The organism is Pseudoalteromonas sp. BZK2 (genome assembly GCF_014349195.1).
GTDB classification, from domain to species: Bacteria; Pseudomonadota; Gammaproteobacteria; order Enterobacterales; family Alteromonadaceae; genus Pseudoalteromonas; species Pseudoalteromonas simplex.
The window spans coordinates 15,504-30,772 of sequence record NZ_JACSOG010000026.1 but is presented as its reverse complement, the minus strand read 5'-3'; the positions used below and the strand labels follow the sequence as shown (position 1 = coordinate 30,772).

Here is a 15,269-nt window from a genome sequence, read left to right as displayed (position 1 = left end):
CTACTTTTATTACATGGTATAGGTCGGATTGCCTGAGTTTAACATAGTACCGAGTAGTTTTTCGATTTTCGCATTTAAATTGGTTTTATCATCGATAAAATTAACACCGATACCTGGTGGGTTTGAGCTTTGTGCACCTTGTGGTGTGATCCAAGCAACTTTACCCGTTACTACATCATCTTCGAGTGCATCTGGTAATGTGACTTTTAAAGCCAATGAATGACCCATTTCAAAGCGCATATTAGTGCGAACAAACAAACCACCATTTTTTAGATAAGGCATGTAACAGCGATATAATTCATCTAAGTCTTCGATATCTACTAATAATTCTTGCACGATATATCCTAATTTTGACTTTCACGTAAAGTAAACGCTAATTGTGAAATGGCTAGATCCATATTTAAGCCAAGCACATGCGAACTGTTATAAAGAAACTCTGAAATAGCAGATTGTGCTTTTTGATAATTGAAAAAGTCCATTCCTAATACTAATTGCGTTTTAAGATGCTCTGTTAAAAACAAGGCAAATACATTAACCAAGCTATGATCTTTATTAAGGATGTCGACTAACGCACTGAAATTATGGCTGTCTTTTAGCTTAGTTGCAAATTTAAAGAGTGAATCAATAGCTTCAAGTTGGTTATCATTTTGCCACTGCTGAACAAGCAGTGGCTGCCTAGCAAATAACTCTAACCATGAATAATTAGCAATGTTCAGTGATGCTAACCATTGTGTTGTATATTCTGGGTTAACCTTTATTTCGTGTACCGCACAGCGACTTAAAATTGTTGCAGGTAATAATGCTGTTTGTTCGCACGTTAACAATAAATAACGGCGCAAACTTGGCTCTTCAAGGGTTTTTAATAAAGCATTAGCCGCTGCAGTGGTCATTTTATGACACTGCTCAAGCACCACTACTTTGTTACCATTTTGCGCTGCTGAATGGTTGATAAAATCACTGATCTCCCGAATTTCATCAACGCCTATTGTTTGGCCTTCTACCTTTACAACGCGTTTATCAGGATGAGTACCCGCTTGATTTAGTTGGCAGCTTTTACAATTGCCACAGGCTTTTAAGTTTACAGGTGACGCACAAAGTAGCCCATCAGCGAGCGAATCGACTAAACGTTGCTTGCCAACACCTTTATCACCATTAAATAGCTGTGCATGATGAAAGCGTTGCTGTGCAAAACTTTGCGCAAGTTGCTGATAAAGCCCTTCAAGCCATGGCAAAGGCATATTAATTTAAACCTGCAAAAAAGTTATCAAGCACGGTTGTGATTGCCGCATGTACTTCTGGCATTGTTTGGTTTGCATCCACTGTTTTGATACTGCTATCAGTTTTAGCTATTTCAAGGTAGCGTTCGCGAGTGCGCTCAAAAAAGCCTAATGCTTCTTGTTCGATACGATCAAGTTCACCACGGCCTTTTGCACGGGCAAGACCCACAGCTGGGTCAATGTCTAAATAAATAGTTAAATCAGGCTTTAAACCATTTAGCACCATATTAGCTAAAAAAGAGAGTTTAGTTTGTTCAATACCACGACCACCACCTTGATATGCTTGTGATGAAAGATCATGGCGATCACCTAAAACCCAAGTGCCCTTTTCAAGTGCCGGATTAATAACATTAGCAACCAATTGCGAGCGTGCTGCATACATGATTAACAGCTCTGTTTCACCGGTCACTGTTTCTTGGTGAGCCTGTTTGACGATATTACGCAGCTCTTCAGCCATAGCTGTACCGCCAGGCTCACGTACATTAATATAATCGACTTGCTTGTTTTCTAAATAAGCTTGGCATACGGCAATAGCCGTTGATTTTCCGGCCCCTTCTAGGCCTTCAATCACTATAAATTTCGCTGTCATATGACTCAATTCTGGTTGTTAGTTTAATTGGTACTGCTTTACCGCTCGATTATGTTCTTGCAATGTTTTCGAAAATTGATGGCTGCCATCCCCTTTCGCAACAAAATACACATATTCAGACTCAGGTGGATTAACCGCGGCCAAAATCGCTGCTTTCGAAGGCATGGCTATGGGTGTTGGCGGCAAGCCTTTTATCTTATACGTGTTATACGGTGTATAGGTTGTTAAATCTTTTCGTTTTATATCGCCATCAAAATCAGCACCAATACCATAAATAACCGTTGGATCGGTTTGTAAGCGCATATTGGTTTTTAAACGATTGGTAAATACCGCAGAAATTAATGGTCGCTCAGAAGCAAGACCCGTTTCTTTTTCGATGATAGAAGCCAGTATTAACGCTTCATACGGTGAACTTAATACTAAATCTGGCGCTCTAGTTTGCCATGCGGTGTCTAATTCCTGCTGCATTTTGTTGTATGCGCGTTTTAATAAGCCGCTGGCACTATCTTCGCTGTGGTAGTGATAGGTATCAGGGAACAACCAGCCTTCTAAATTCTCTTGCGTGTTACTTATCTGCGTCGCTAAATTTTCTGTATCTAAGTCTTGGCTTAAATGCGCTTGTTTTTGAATATTAGCAACAACGTCACGAAGTGGCTGACCTTCAATAATTGTGAAGCTAAAGCTCGCTTGTGCACCTTGATTGATACGACGAATATTATCAATAACGGCGCTGGTATCCAGCTCATAAAGACCCGCTTTTAAATCAGTAAGCGTAGGATCTAATTTAGCGAGTACCTGAAATTTAAAACAACTATCAACCCACTGCTTTGTTTGCCATGCTTGGCAAAGTTGATTAAAGCCGGTGCCACGCTCCACTTTAAATAAAGTACTATTTTCAACTTTTAACGGCATTTTTAATGCTGATTGAAGTTGTTGATAGCCAATACCACAACATAGCAATGCTAATAACAGCACGCTAACAATGACTTTTATCACACACTCTCCTTGGCAAACTGCGCCGTTAATAGCGCTTTACTGCATTCAATATCAAACTGTGTATCAGCAATTCGTGCAACGGGCACCACGCCCATTAAACTGTTACACATAAATACGGCATCCATAGCTAAAAGCTCATCTAGTTGGATTGCTTTAAATTCAATGGCTAACTTATCACATAAAGCGCTGAGATAAACCCCAGTGATGCCGCAGCGGTCTAACTTAGGTGATATAACTTGACCATCTTTAATAGCAAAAATATTTGCAGCCGAACATTCAATCGCATTGTTATCATAATCAAGTACAACAACGTCATCACATTCAAGGCTGCTCATTTGCTTTTTGATAAGCACTTGCTCTAAACGATTCAAGGTTTTTAAGCCTGCAAGTAAAGGTTGATGTGCAAGTTTCACGTCGCTGACCGCTAGGTTTACACCCTGCTGTTGCCAACTTTTATAGTGTGAAACTGCAGGCATGGTACTGATCAGCACTTGGATACTTGGTGTGTTTGGTAAGCCATAACCACGCCCACCTGCACCACGGGTGACAACTATTTTTAAAATACCGGTTTGTGTATCACTGATTGCGTGGTTAACTTCACGCTCAATTGCGGTTAAATCTAATTCGGGGAAAAATAGTCTTTGCGCGCATTCTTCTAAACGCGCTTTGTGTAAATCCCAGTGCTCAACGACAGAATTCACCACCGAGGCAGTGGTAAAAAAGCCGTCACCATAATTTAAGCCACGATCTTGCGTGCTTATTGTGGTGTCTGGTGTGACTATTTTTATTGTTTGTTTTAATTTACTCATACAAAAAAGCCCAGTTAAACAACTGGGCTCTTCTTTTTAGTCCGTTGTTAAAAAGAATTATACCTTTTTAAATAGCAACGAGCCATTAGTACCACCAAAACCAAATGAATTACATAGTGCGTAATCCAATTTAGCGTCACGTGCAGTGTGCGGTACGTAGTCTAAATCACAGCCTTCATCTGGGTTATCAAGGTTGATTGTAGGGCTTACTTTCTGGTCAACAAGTGACAAGATAGTAATAATTGACTCTACCGAGCCTGCTGCACCTAACAAGTGACCCATCATTGATTTAGATGAACTTACCATCACATCTTTCGCTGCATCGCCAAAAATAGTTTTAACAGCGGATGTTTCGGCTTTATCGCCTGCATTCGTCGATGTACCGTGAGCATTAATGTAACCAACTTGGTCTGCATTAACTTGTGCATCGTTTAGGGCATTTTCCATCGCTAGAGCTGCGCCTGCACCGTCTTCAGGTGGAGATGTCATGTGATATGCATCGCCACTCATACCAAAACCAACGAGTTCAGCGTAGATCTTCGCGCCACGTGCTTTAGCATGCTCATATTCTTCAAGTACGATAACACCAGCACCATCAGCAAGAACAAAACCATCACGGTCTTTATCCCAAGGACGAGATGCTGCTTGTGGATCGTCGTTTCGAGTTGATAATGCACGTGCCGCATTAAAGCCACCCATACCAATTGGTGTTGATGCTTTTTCAGCACCACCGGCTACCATTGCATCTGCATCGCCGTATGCAATCATACGCGCAGCATGACCAATGTTATGTAGACCTGTAGTACAGGCTGTAACGATTGAAATATTAGGGCCACGTAAACCGTGCATAATCGATAAATGACCAGAGATCATATTGATAATGGTCGAAGGCACGTAAAACGGAGAAAGCTTACGCGGGCCGCTATTTAATAGTTTGATGTGGTTTTCTTCAATTAAAGTTAAACCACCGATGCCAGAACCCACTGCTACACCAACACGAGTGGCGTTTTCTTCAGTGATCTCTAGACCAGAATCTTGTAGTGCTTGTACACCCGCTGCAATGCCATATTGGATAAACAAATCCATTTTCTTTGCATCTTTCGGTGACATGTAAGCTGATGCATCAAAGTCATTCAGCAAACCTGCGAATTTGGTGCCGAAACTTGAGGTATCGAAATGCGTGATAGTTTGAATACCACTTTTACCGTTTAACAAACCTTGCCAAGTAGATTCAACATCATTACCTAGCGGTGTCAACATTCCTAAGCCAGTTACGACGACTCGACGTTTAGCCACGGGTTGCCTCCAATAAGGAAATTATTTTAGGTGGGGTGTATACCAAATTTATTAGTATCATTCTATAGATAGACTAAGGGCAGCTTAATGCTGCCCTTAAAATCAAAATGCGTAAAATTACTCAGCGTGAGCTGTAACGTAATCGATTGCAGCTTGAACTGTAGTGATCTTTTCAGCTTCTTCGTCTGGGATCTCAGTGTCGAACTCTTCTTCAAGAGCCATTACTAGTTCTACAGTGTCAAGTGAATCAGCACCTAAGTCGTCAACGAAAGAAGCTTCATGTTTTACTTCTTCTTCTTTAACACCTAGTTGCTCAATGATAATTTTCTTTACGCGTTCTTGGATGTCGCTCATTCTTCTTTCCTTTATTAAAAACGCCAATGCGTTATTTTCAGATTGCGGCGTAGTTTACGCCGCATAATTCTGTGATTCAAGGATTTGCTGATAATTACTTATCTGGTCAAACCTCTCGAATAGTATTTGTTCATTTATCGCTTATTTTCATAGCGAATTCAAGTATGTTTAAAGCAAGATCACAAAAATTTCAACAATTTTCGATAATCTTTCGCTAGCAAATTTTTGCTAACTTTCATTAAACCATGTACATCGCGCCATTTACGTGCAATGTTTCGCCTGATACATACGCAGCAGCGTCAGATGCTAAATAGCATACCGCAGCAGCGATTTCTTCAGGTTGACCTAAACGCCCTGCAGGTACATTTGCAAGCGTAGCTGCTTTTTGGTCTTCAGTCAGCTCGTCTGTCATATCTGTTTGGATAAAACCCGGTGCAACAACGTTCACTGTGATGCCACGTGATGCCACTTCGCGTGCTAATGACTTAGTAAAACCAATTACACCCGCTTTCGCTGCAGCATAGTTAGCTTGACCCGCATTACCCATAGTGCCCACTACAGAACCGATATTAATGATACGACCATTTTTCTTTTTCATCATAGGGCGTAAAACAGCCTTTGATAAACGGAAAATTGAGCTTAGGTTCGTGTCGATGATGTCATCCCACTCACCGTCTTTCATACGCATTAATAAGTTATCGCGAGTAATACCTGCATTGTTAACTAATACGTCGATATCGCCTAAATCAGCCTTGATCGCAGCAAGTGTCGCCTCAATCGATTCAGGATCTGTAACGTTAAGGGCATAACCTTTACCGTTGTCACCTAGATATTCACTGATTTTAGCAGCACCTGATTCGCTTGTTGCAGTACCCGCTACTTTTGCACCTTGTGCAACTAGCGTATTTGCAATCGCTTTACCAATACCACGGCTTGCACCAGTGATTAGGACAACCTTGCCCTCAAGAGAAAATAAATTTGTCATTCTATTCCTACTTATTTCGCTTCATCAATAGCAGCTTGCGTATTAACCGCACCACATACCATTGCTTTATCAATTCGTTTAGCAAGGCCCGTTAATACTTTACCTGGGCCAAACTCATAGCTTTGTGTGATACCTTGCGCAACTAATGCTTGTACAGTTTCAGTCCAGCGAACTGGGCTGTATAGTTGGCGTACTAATGCATCTTTAATTGCTTCACTTGATTGCTCAGCTTTTACATCAACGTTGTTGATTACATCACACTTAGGTGTATTAAATGTTAAAGCGGCTAAATCAGCAGCTAATTTCTCAGCAGCTGGTTTCATTAGTTCACAGTGAGAAGGTACGCTTACTGCAAGTGGTAAAGCACGTTTAGCACCTGCTTCTTTACATGCTTCTGATGCACGCTCAACTGCCGCTTTGTGGCCAGCGATAACAACCTGACCTGGTGAGTTGTAGTTTACTGGTGAAACAACTTCACCATTTGCTGATGCTTCACACGCTGCTTTGATTTCGTCGTCACCTAAGCCGATGATTGCAGCCATAGAACCAACACCCGCAGGTACTGCTTCTTGCATATATAAACCACGACTTTCTACTAGTTTAACTGCTTCGCTTAAGCTTACAACGCCAGCACAAACTAATGCTGAATACTCGCCTAAACTGTGACCAGCCATAACAACATCGGCATCAGGGTTTGCGTCTAACCATTGACGGTAAATAGCAACACTAGCAGTAAGAAGTGCTGGTTGTGTACGATGGGTTTGATTTAATTCTTCTTCTGGACCATTTAGTACAAGTGCAGCTAGATCATAGCCAAGAGCTTCAGATGCTTCAGCGAATGTTGCTTTAGCAATTTGTGAATCAGCTAATAGTTCAGATAACATGCCCACAGTTTGTGAGCCTTGACCTGGAAATACGAGTGCAATTTTATGTGCCATACTTTGCTCTTATAATTAAACAAAAAAATATTCTGTAGCAGGCAGCATAACAAGTTTTAGATATGCTGCACTACTTTGTTGTTGGATGTGTTTGCTCAAAAATCGCAGCGATTTTTTCAGGGAGTTGGCGTTCGACTTCCCGCGCGGCTTCATCAATAGCAGCATGAAACGCCTTTGGTGAGGCATTGCCATGGCTTTTAACAACAATACCGCGCAATCCTACCAGACTTGCGCCGTTATACTGGTCGGGGTTCACCCGCTTGTAGAGTTTTTTTATCACTGGACGCAATAAAAACGCTAAACTTTTGTATAAGAAATGTTTGTGTAAGGCTTTGGTGAGTTTATGCATGATCAGTTTGGCAATACCTTCACAGGTTTTTAATGCCACATTACCAACAAACCCTTCGCACACAATAACATCGGCTTTTCCGCTGAAAATATCACTACCTTCACTGTAACCTGTGTAGTTGAGATATTCACACTGCTGCATTAACTGTGCAGCTTGTTTTATTCCTTCATGCCCTTTGATGTCTTCAGAGCCAATATTCAATAAACTAACTCTTGGGTTATCACACCCAAGTGCCTGCCCTGCTACCACAGAACCCATAATGCCAAATTGATAAAGGGTTTGTGCATCACAATGCACATTAGCGCCTAAATCAAGTAAATAAACAGGATTTTTACGTTCGGTTGGAACAGCAGAGATTAATGCAGGACGTTTTACGCCTGGAAGCATCTTTAATACATAATGCGCCATAAAAAATAACGCGCCTGTATTACCAGAGCTTACACACGCTTGCGCTTCACCCGATTTAACTAAATCGAGGGCAACTCGCATTGATGAATCTTTTTTAGAACGAACCGCTGAAGCAGGTTCACACGCATTTGTGACGACTTCGCTACAATGGCGAATAATTAAACGAGGGTGTGAAACAGAATCGAGTGCTTCGAGTTCTTTTAGAATAACTTGCTGATTACCACATAAGATGAGTCTTAAGTTGGTATTAGCATTTACCGCTTGCACGGCAGCGGGGATAGATGAACGGGGGCCGTAATCGCCCCCCATCATATCTAACGCTATGGTTAGATTGGTCAGCATATAGCAATCTCTTAGTTAGAAATTACTTTAACGCCTTTGTAGTAACCGTCAGCAGTTACGTGGTGACGACGGTGAGTCTCACCAGAAACTTGATCTACAGTTAAAGTTGGACCACTGATCGCATCGTGTGAACGGCGCATGCCGCGTCTTGCACGAGACTTTTTGCTTTTTTGTACAGCCATTAGTCTTCTCCTAAGAATCTTTCTTAAGTTGTTTCAAAATATCAAATGGATTTGGTTTGTCATCTTTTGCTGCTAATTTACCAAAGCTAGTAGGCTCTGATGAATAACTGCATGAAGCTTCGTTGTGAGTAGGCACTATTGGAATAGCTAAAATCAGTTCGTCTTCGATTAACTCAAATACGTTGATTTCACCGTTTTCGTCCAGCTCTACTTCATCGTAACCTTCAGGTAGATGATCTGACTCTGCATCCAAACCAATTGGCGAATACACAAAGTCTTGTTCCAAATCCAACCCTAATTCTCCATTACAGCGTTGGCAAGTTACAGTTACATGTGTTGATAAGTTACCACTTATTACCACTAAACCTTGCTCGTCAATTTTGCAATGAATCTTTACCGCTATTTCACCTGCTTCCTCCTGCACAACTTGCTCTAAACGAGAAAGTTTTTCAAGCGGGACAATACCGTCATACGTTAAACGATGTTGAGCTGCTTTGCTGGGATGAAGAGTGATGGGAATTTTCACCTTTTGCATAGGGGCTGCATCATATAGATAGTTAGTAAGTTAGTCAAAGTAAAAAACCAATTTTGGTAGGTTTTTAACGATCTTCTGCTTTGTTTTCGGATTCATTGTGGCTTATCCTTGGCAAAATACAATTTTCATCCAGAATTTATTATGAAACCAACACTTATATTAGCGTCAAGCTCACCATTTAGACAGCAATTATTAACTAAGTTTAACTTACCTTTTCAAAGTTTTTCTCCAGATATTGATGAGTCCCCTATCGCAGCTGAAACGCCAGAGCAATTAGTTGCTCGTTTAAGCGAACAAAAAGCCCGTGTTGCCAAACAACATTATAGTGAAGGTTTGGTAATTGGCTCTGATCAAGTTGCGGTATTCAACGATACAATTTTAGGTAAACCTCATACTAAAGAGAATGCCATTAAGCAGCTTTTATCGTTTAGTGGCCATACAGTGACCTTTTTAACGGGTTTAAGTGTATTTGATATACAAAGCGATAAAGCAATTACCACAGTAGTACCATTTGATGTGACATTTAAAGCACTCACACTTGAACAGATCAATGCTTATTGCGATGCAGAGCAGCCATACAACTGTGCAGGTAGCTTTAAAAGTGAAGGATTAGGCATCTGTTTATTTGAAAAGCTCAGTGGCGATGACCCTAATACATTGATAGGCCTGCCACTGATCACATTAACTAAAGTGCTGGCTGAGTTTGGTGTTGACGTGTTAGCGCTGCAAGGGGCGTAGTTAAAACCTGCAAAAGTTGTTGGTATGAATCAACAACACATAACGGCGTATGTTGTTGTAACTGCGCCGGACTATGGGCACCAAAACTCACTCCAATACAAGTAATACCTGCGGCATTAGCCATTGCCATATCCAATTGGCTATCGCCAATCATCACAGCATCACCTTTTGCGATGCCCTGCTCAAGTAAAATTTGCTCAAGCATATCTGGAGATGGCTTCGACTCAGCATCGTCAGAGCATTTTACATTCACAAAATACTTCACAAGGCCTGACTCATTAAGAAGCCTATCGATGCCTTCACGTCCTTTACCGGTAGCCACTGCCAATTGCATGCCTGCATCACTTAACTGCTTTAAAACGGATTCTACATCTTTAAATAAAGGTGTAGGTGTAACATCTAACTCACGGTACTGTGCTTTGTAACCTGCAACGAGTTCGTCGCTTAAATGTAAATGCGCCGGAAAAAGAACTTCAGTGGCTTTTGCCAGCGATAAACCAATAACGTCTTTTGCTTGTTGCTCTGTTGGAACAGGAATACCTAAGTCTCGCGCAGTATTTCGCAGGCAGGTAACAATTTTTGGCACAGAGTCCATCACTGTGCCATCCCAATCAAAAATAACCAGCTTAAACTTGTTCATTATCTGCACGTAGCTTTTTGATACAATTTTGAAGTGCATTATCGAGTGGCGCTTCAACATGCATGGTTGTTTCATTTTTAGGGTGCATAAAACGTAAATCGTGGGCATGTAAAAACAAACGATTTAAACCAGTCAGTTTATTCACGTATTGATCGAACTCTGCAACGCCATATTTATCATCACAAGCAATTGGATGACCTTTACATTGCGTATGCACACGAATTTGGTGAGTACGCCCCGTTACCGGCGACGCTTGTACTAATGAGCACTCAGCATATCGCTCAAGCACACGAAAACGCGTGTGCGATGGTTTACCTTCAGTATTATCAACACGCACCACACGCTCACCAGACTTTAAGGTGTTTTTACGAAGTCCTTCGGTAACGTTTTTCGTTTTAGAATCCCATTGACCATCAACTAATGCCCAATAGTTTTTCTCCATGGTTTTTTCACGTAACTGTTTATGTAAATCAGTTAACACTGAACGACGTTTAGAAATAAGCAAGCAACCTGATGTGTCACGGTCTAGTCTGTGTACAAGCTCTAAACTACGCTCTTCAGGACGAAGTACGCGAAGTGCTTCGATTAAGCCATAACTTAGGCCACTGCCACCATGCACAGCCATACCCGAAGGCTTGTTGATCACCATTAAATACTTGTCTTCAAACAAAATGGCGTCTTCAAGTTGTTTTACTTTATCGAGTTTCTTTGGCACAAACTCTTCTTTTTCGGCCACTTTGATAGGTGGAATACGAATCACATCGTTTAGTTGTAGTTTGTAGACAGGTTTTATGCGTTTTTTATTTACTCGCACTTCGCCTTTACGAAGGATTTTATAAACTGCACTTTTAGGCACACCTTTTAGGTGAGTAATAAGAAAGTTATCAATACGTTGACCTAGATGGTCTTCACCTATGGTAACAAACGAAACTTGTAAGCCGGTTTTTTCTGACATTGCCTAATCACTGATTTAAGTAAATAATTTAGTTGCTAACGCGACTGTAATAGTGGGATAATCACCGTCGCGAACATAAGTTTGCAAGTAACAACGGTGCTTTTATCACATTAATACATTCGTGAAGCATATTCTGGGTTGCCGATCATACAGATCCGCGCTAAGTTTTCCAAAGCTTTTATAATTACCCAGCCAACACGAGCGTTCAATTATCGGCGATGCGCGTAATATATTGCCTGAATAATTTGAGCACGAATGTTGATTAATGAACATAAAAAGCAATTGAACAAGATAAATTGACTGATAGTGACGACGTAGCAACGTCATTCAGAAGCAGCTGTTGTAGCAAGACATTGAATAAAAATTTGAACATGGTCGACTTCGGGACAAAACTCGTAAATTAAAACCGCAGAATTGGCGGCAGTTTTGACACCTATAAGAATTTAATAACGTGACAACATGTTATTGTCAGCCACACTTAGTGATGCTCAATGTAAGCAAACAACTTCAGGTTTTGACTTTACCCAGTCGTGAGACTGCACAAAAACAACCGTCAGAAACCACTGAACAGACGAGTTTATACCGTCATGTCAGCGACAGAATTAGTAGAGTAACAATATGAAACGTATGCTAATCAATGCGACGCAGCAAGAAGAAATGCGCGTTGCACTGGTTGATGGCCAGCGCCTGTATGATTTAGACATAGAGAGCCCAGGTCACGAACAAAAAAAAGCAAATATTTACAAGGGTAAAATTACCCGTATCGAACCGTCATTAGAAGCTGCCTTTGTTGATTATGGCGCTGAAAGACACGGTTTCCTTCCTCTTAAAGAAATAGCTCGCACCTACTTCCCACAAGGCTATACATTCCAAGGTCGTCCAAATATCCGTGACGTGATCAAAGAAGGCCAAGAAGTCATTGTGCAAGTTGATAAAGAAGAGCGTGGCCAAAAAGGCGCTGCGTTAACGACTTTTATCAGCGTTGCAGGTAGCTATTTAGTACTTATGCCTAACAACCCTCGTGCCGGTGGTATTTCTCGCCGTATCGAAGGTGATGAGCGTACTGAACTTAAAGAAGCACTAAGCCGTTTAGAACTACCTAAAGGCATGGGCTTAATTGTTCGTACAGCAGGTGTTGGTAAATCATTTGAAGAACTAGAGTACGACTTAAAAGCACTATTAGTGCATTGGCAAGCGATTCAGCAAGCTGCTGATAGCGGCCCTGCTCCGTTCTTAATTCACCAAGAAAGTAACGTAATTTTCCGCGCAATCCGTGACTATTTACGTCGTGATATTGGTGAAATTTTAATTGATAAAGCACGTGTATTTGAAGAAGCGAAAGCGCATATTGAGCGTTTCCGTCCAGATTTCATGAGCCGCGTTAAGCTTTATCAGGGCGATGTACCACTATTCACTCACTACCAAATTGAAAGCCAAATTGAATCTGCTTTCCAACGTGAAGTTCGCTTACCATCAGGTGGTTCAATTGTAATTGACCCAACTGAAGCACTTACGTCTATCGATATCAACTCATCTAAAGCCACTAAAGGCGGTGATATCGAAGAAACAGCACTTAATACTAACTTAGAAGCAGCAGACGAGATCGCCCGTCAATTACGTTTACGTGACTTAGGTGGTCTTATTGTTATCGACTTCATCGATATGACTCCACCACGCCACCAACGCGAAGTAGAGAATCGTTTAAAAGACGCTGCTCGTCCTGACCGTGCCCGTGTTCAGATTGGTAAGATCTCACGCTTTGGTCTGCTTGAAATGTCGCGTCAGCGCTTACGCCCTTCATTAGGTGAAGCAAGCCAAGGTCCATGTCCTCGTTGTAATGGTCAAGGTACGATTCGTTCTAACGAATCAATTGCACTGTCTATCCTTCGTTTAATCGAAGAAGAAGCAATTAAAGACAACACATCACAAGTAAATGCACAAGTGCCTGTGGCTGTTGCCGCTTACCTATTAAACGAAAAACGTCGTAGCGTGCAACGCATCGAAAAACGCCATAACGTTGATGTTGTGATCATTCCTAATCAACACATGGAAACGCCACATTACGAAGTAGTTCGCTTACGTAAAGACGAAACAATCGAAACAGTAAGCTACGAGCAAGTTGTTGCTCCTGAGCCAGAAGCATTTGAAATGGCTAAAGCGCCTTCAGCACCAGTTCGTGAAGAGCCGGTTCTTAAAGGTGTTGTTATGCCTACTACACCTGCACCTCAAGCTGCACCAAAAGCTGAGCAAACGACTCCTTCGGCTAAAAAGTCAGAAGGTGGATTATTTGCTGCAATTGGTAAGTTCTTCAAGTCGTTATTCAGCAATGCCGAAGAAGAAGCTGAAAAAGAGCAAGAAGAGAAAAAAGCAGCACAAAGACGTAGCAATAATCGTCGCAACAACGACAACCGTCGTCGTAGCAACAACCAACGCCGTCGCAACTCTCGTAATAAACGCCCTGACGATGCACAAGCTAAAGAAGAAAACACAAATACTTCAAATAAGCCTGAGCAAAAAGAAGGTAACGAGAATCGCAACAAACGTCGTCGTAATTCTAACAACAGAAAACGTAATGAAAAACGTAATGATGATGTAGAACAAACGAATAAAGACACTGCACCAGAGACGAAATCTGAGCAGCCAAAGGAAACTAAACCTAAGGTTCGTCGTCAACGTCGCAACTTACGCAAAAAAGTTCGCGTAACAGATGAAAGCGCAGATGAAGCAAAAGCAGTACAAACAACTGAAACAACTGAGCAAGCACCTAAAGCTGAAAAACCAGCTAAGCCTGCAAAAGAAAAAGTAGCAGTTGAAACTGAACAAGCAGAACAGCCAGTTGCTGAAAAGCAAGTACCTGCAGAACCAGTAAAAGCTGAGGCTGAACCTAAACAAGCAGAGCAAACTGAATCGGTAGTTGAAACATCAACTGATGAAGAACAAGCTCAACCTCGTACACGATCTCGTCGTTCACCTCGCCACTTACGTGCTGCTGGTCAACGTCGCCGTCGCCCTGAGCATGATGAAAAGTCGAGTGATGACAAAGCTGATGCGCCAGCATTTATTCCTGTAGCAGATCAAGCTGCTGCTGAATATGAAGCTGAGCTAAAGGCAAAACAGGCTCAGGCTGAAACTGAAGAACCTGTAAAAGCTGAAGAGCCTGTTAAAACTGAAGAGCCAGTTAAAACTGAAGAACCAGTTAAAACTGAAGAACCAGTTAAAACTGAAGAACCAGTTAAAGCTGAAGAACCAGTGAAAACTGAAGAACCAGTTAAAACTGAAGAACCAGTTAAAACTGAAGAACCAGTTAAAGCTGAAGAACCAGTGAAAACTGAAGAACCAGTTAAAGCTGAAGAGCCAGTTAAAACTGAAAAACCTGCGCAAGCTGAAGAGCCAGTTAAAACTGAAGAACCAGTGAAAGCTGAAGAGCCAGTTAAAGCTGAAGAACTTGTTAAAGTTGAAGAACCAGTGCAAGCTGAAGAACCAGTGAAAGCTGAAGAACCAGTTAAAACTGAAGAGCCAGTACAAGCTGAAGAGCCAGTAAAAGCTGAAGAACCAGTGAAAGCTGAAGAGCCAGCACAAGCTGAAGAGTTAGTGAAAGCTGTAGAACCTGCTAAAAATGAAAAAACTATTTTAGTAAAAGGTTCAGCAAGTGCTGCAATGGCAAAACCTACGCCAGTTGCAGATAGTGAGCCAGAGCCAACACCAGCGGCTATGGCGCATGACAAGCGTACAGCTATTCCAGATAGCGGCCTTCGTGCAGGTTCAATTAAACCTGCTGGCAGAGCCCGTGCTGATATGGCAAAAACCTTAGCGGCTGATTAATTTAGTCGCTTAAGTAAAAAAGCCGCGTTTATAACGCGGCTTTTTTGTATGTAT

The 15,269-nt window shown here is 41.6% G+C and carries 16 protein-coding genes; 2 read left to right on the top strand and 14 right to left on the bottom strand.

The features are described 5' to 3' along the window. Window positions 1–9: 9 nt before the first annotated feature. The 12 genes from BIZ38_RS15365 to yceD form a co-directional block, all read right to left on the bottom strand. Window positions 10–336 carry a PilZ domain-containing protein gene (locus tag BIZ38_RS15365; protein WP_187490671.1) on the bottom strand — a complete coding sequence of 109 codons (327 nt, stop codon included), beginning with the start codon at window positions 334–336 and terminating at the stop codon, window positions 10–12. 8 nt (window positions 337–344) lie between these two features. Further along, window positions 345–1,238: a DNA polymerase III subunit gene (locus tag BIZ38_RS15360; RefSeq protein WP_054554719.1), complete on the bottom strand. Its 894-nt coding sequence runs from the start codon at window positions 1,236–1,238 to the stop codon at window positions 345–347. Window position 1,239: 1 nt separating this feature from the next. Next, window positions 1,240–1,866, bottom strand: a complete 627-nt coding sequence (tmk, locus tag BIZ38_RS15355) for a dTMP kinase (RefSeq protein ID WP_187490670.1) — start codon at window positions 1,864–1,866, stop codon at window positions 1,240–1,242. A gap of 18 nt (window positions 1,867–1,884) precedes the next feature. Next, complete coding sequence (mltG, locus tag BIZ38_RS15350) at window positions 1,885–2,862, bottom strand: endolytic transglycosylase MltG (RefSeq protein WP_166339272.1); 978 nt, start codon at window positions 2,860–2,862, stop codon at window positions 1,885–1,887. Beyond that, window positions 2,859–3,671 carry an aminodeoxychorismate lyase gene (pabC, locus tag BIZ38_RS15345; protein ID WP_187490669.1) on the bottom strand — a complete coding sequence of 271 codons (813 nt, stop codon included), beginning with the start codon at window positions 3,669–3,671 and terminating at the stop codon, window positions 2,859–2,861. The genes mltG and pabC overlap by 4 nt, the downstream gene beginning before the upstream one ends. Before the next feature lie 57 nt (window positions 3,672–3,728). Then, window positions 3,729–4,967: a beta-ketoacyl-ACP synthase II gene (gene fabF, locus BIZ38_RS15340; RefSeq protein ID WP_054554715.1), complete on the bottom strand. Its 1,239-nt coding sequence runs from the start codon at window positions 4,965–4,967 to the stop codon at window positions 3,729–3,731. Window positions 4,968–5,084: 117 nt separating this feature from the next. Then, window positions 5,085–5,321 (bottom strand): acyl carrier protein, encoded by a 237-nt coding sequence (acpP, locus tag BIZ38_RS15335; protein WP_016707440.1) that lies wholly within the window; start codon window positions 5,319–5,321, stop codon window positions 5,085–5,087. A gap of 238 nt (window positions 5,322–5,559) precedes the next feature. Next, window positions 5,560–6,306, bottom strand: a complete 747-nt coding sequence (gene fabG / locus BIZ38_RS15330) for a 3-oxoacyl-ACP reductase FabG (RefSeq protein ID WP_054554714.1) — start codon at window positions 6,304–6,306, stop codon at window positions 5,560–5,562. A gap of 11 nt (window positions 6,307–6,317) precedes the next feature. Then, window positions 6,318–7,244 (bottom strand): ACP S-malonyltransferase, encoded by a 927-nt coding sequence (gene fabD / locus BIZ38_RS15325; protein WP_187490668.1) that lies wholly within the window; start codon window positions 7,242–7,244, stop codon window positions 6,318–6,320. Between the two features lie 70 nt (window positions 7,245–7,314). After that, window positions 7,315–8,343 carry a phosphate acyltransferase PlsX gene (plsX, locus tag BIZ38_RS15320; protein ID WP_054554712.1) on the bottom strand — a complete coding sequence of 343 codons (1,029 nt, stop codon included), beginning with the start codon at window positions 8,341–8,343 and terminating at the stop codon, window positions 7,315–7,317. Window positions 8,344–8,354: 11 nt separating this feature from the next. Continuing rightward, a complete protein-coding gene (gene rpmF, locus BIZ38_RS15315) occupies window positions 8,355–8,525 on the bottom strand; it encodes a 50S ribosomal protein L32 (RefSeq protein WP_036967969.1) in 171 nt (56 codons plus the stop codon). 10 nt (window positions 8,526–8,535) lie between these two features. Next, window positions 8,536–9,060, bottom strand: coding sequence for a 23S rRNA accumulation protein YceD (gene yceD / locus BIZ38_RS15310; RefSeq protein WP_054554711.1), 525 nt, complete (start codon window positions 9,058–9,060; stop codon window positions 8,536–8,538). 141 nt (window positions 9,061–9,201) lie between these two features. On the opposite strand from yceD, the gene BIZ38_RS15305 reads away from it, so the two are divergent. Further along, on the top strand, window positions 9,202–9,798 hold the full coding sequence (locus tag BIZ38_RS15305; protein WP_187490667.1) for a Maf family protein: 597 nt from the start codon (window positions 9,202–9,204) through the stop codon (window positions 9,796–9,798). On the opposite strand, the gene BIZ38_RS15300 is transcribed toward BIZ38_RS15305, so the two are convergent. Beyond that, window positions 9,746–10,438, bottom strand: coding sequence for an HAD family hydrolase (locus BIZ38_RS15300; protein WP_187490666.1), 693 nt, complete (start codon window positions 10,436–10,438; stop codon window positions 9,746–9,748). The two genes, BIZ38_RS15305 and BIZ38_RS15300, sit on opposite strands and share 53 nt — an antisense overlap. Further along, window positions 10,425–11,393: a 23S rRNA pseudouridine(955/2504/2580) synthase RluC gene (gene rluC, locus BIZ38_RS15295; protein WP_054554708.1), complete on the bottom strand. Its 969-nt coding sequence runs from the start codon at window positions 11,391–11,393 to the stop codon at window positions 10,425–10,427. Before rluC ends, BIZ38_RS15300 begins: the two co-directional genes overlap by 14 nt. 618 nt (window positions 11,394–12,011) lie before the next feature. On the opposite strand from rluC, the gene rne reads away from it, so the two are divergent. After that, on the top strand, window positions 12,012–15,215 hold the full coding sequence (gene rne / locus BIZ38_RS15290; RefSeq protein WP_187490665.1) for a ribonuclease E: 3,204 nt from the start codon (window positions 12,012–12,014) through the stop codon (window positions 15,213–15,215). The last annotated feature ends 54 nt before the right edge of the window (window positions 15,216–15,269 follow it).

Excerpts from the sequence above, each read along its gene's own strand:
- acpP (WP_016707440.1), bottom strand. The coding sequence starts at position 5,321 with ATGAGCGACATCCAAGAACGCGTAAAGAAAATTATCATTGAGCAACTA.
- rne (WP_187490665.1), top strand. The coding sequence starts at position 12,012 with ATGAAACGTATGCTAATCAATGCGACGCAGCAAGAAGAAATGCGCGTT.
- BIZ38_RS15305 (WP_187490667.1), top strand. The coding sequence starts at position 9,202 with ATGAAACCAACACTTATATTAGCGTCAAGCTCACCATTTAGACAGCAA.
- pabC (WP_187490669.1), bottom strand. The coding sequence starts at position 3,671 with ATGAGTAAATTAAAACAAACAATAAAAATAGTCACACCAGACACCACA.
- tmk (WP_187490670.1), bottom strand. The coding sequence starts at position 1,866 with ATGACAGCGAAATTTATAGTGATTGAAGGCCTAGAAGGGGCCGGAAAA.
- yceD (WP_054554711.1), bottom strand. The coding sequence starts at position 9,060 with ATGCAAAAGGTGAAAATTCCCATCACTCTTCATCCCAGCAAAGCAGCT.
- rluC (WP_054554708.1), bottom strand. The coding sequence starts at position 11,393 with ATGTCAGAAAAAACCGGCTTACAAGTTTCGTTTGTTACCATAGGTGAA.
- rpmF (WP_036967969.1), bottom strand. The coding sequence starts at position 8,525 with ATGGCTGTACAAAAAAGCAAAAAGTCTCGTGCAAGACGCGGCATGCGC.
- fabD (WP_187490668.1), bottom strand. The coding sequence starts at position 7,244 with ATGGCACATAAAATTGCACTCGTATTTCCAGGTCAAGGCTCACAAACT.
- BIZ38_RS15360 (WP_054554719.1), bottom strand. The coding sequence starts at position 1,238 with ATGCCTTTGCCATGGCTTGAAGGGCTTTATCAGCAACTTGCGCAAAGT.
- plsX (WP_054554712.1), bottom strand. The coding sequence starts at position 8,343 with ATGCTGACCAATCTAACCATAGCGTTAGATATGATGGGGGGCGATTAC.
- BIZ38_RS15300 (WP_187490666.1), bottom strand. The coding sequence starts at position 10,438 with ATGAACAAGTTTAAGCTGGTTATTTTTGATTGGGATGGCACAGTGATG.
- fabG (WP_054554714.1), bottom strand. The coding sequence starts at position 6,306 with ATGACAAATTTATTTTCTCTTGAGGGCAAGGTTGTCCTAATCACTGGT.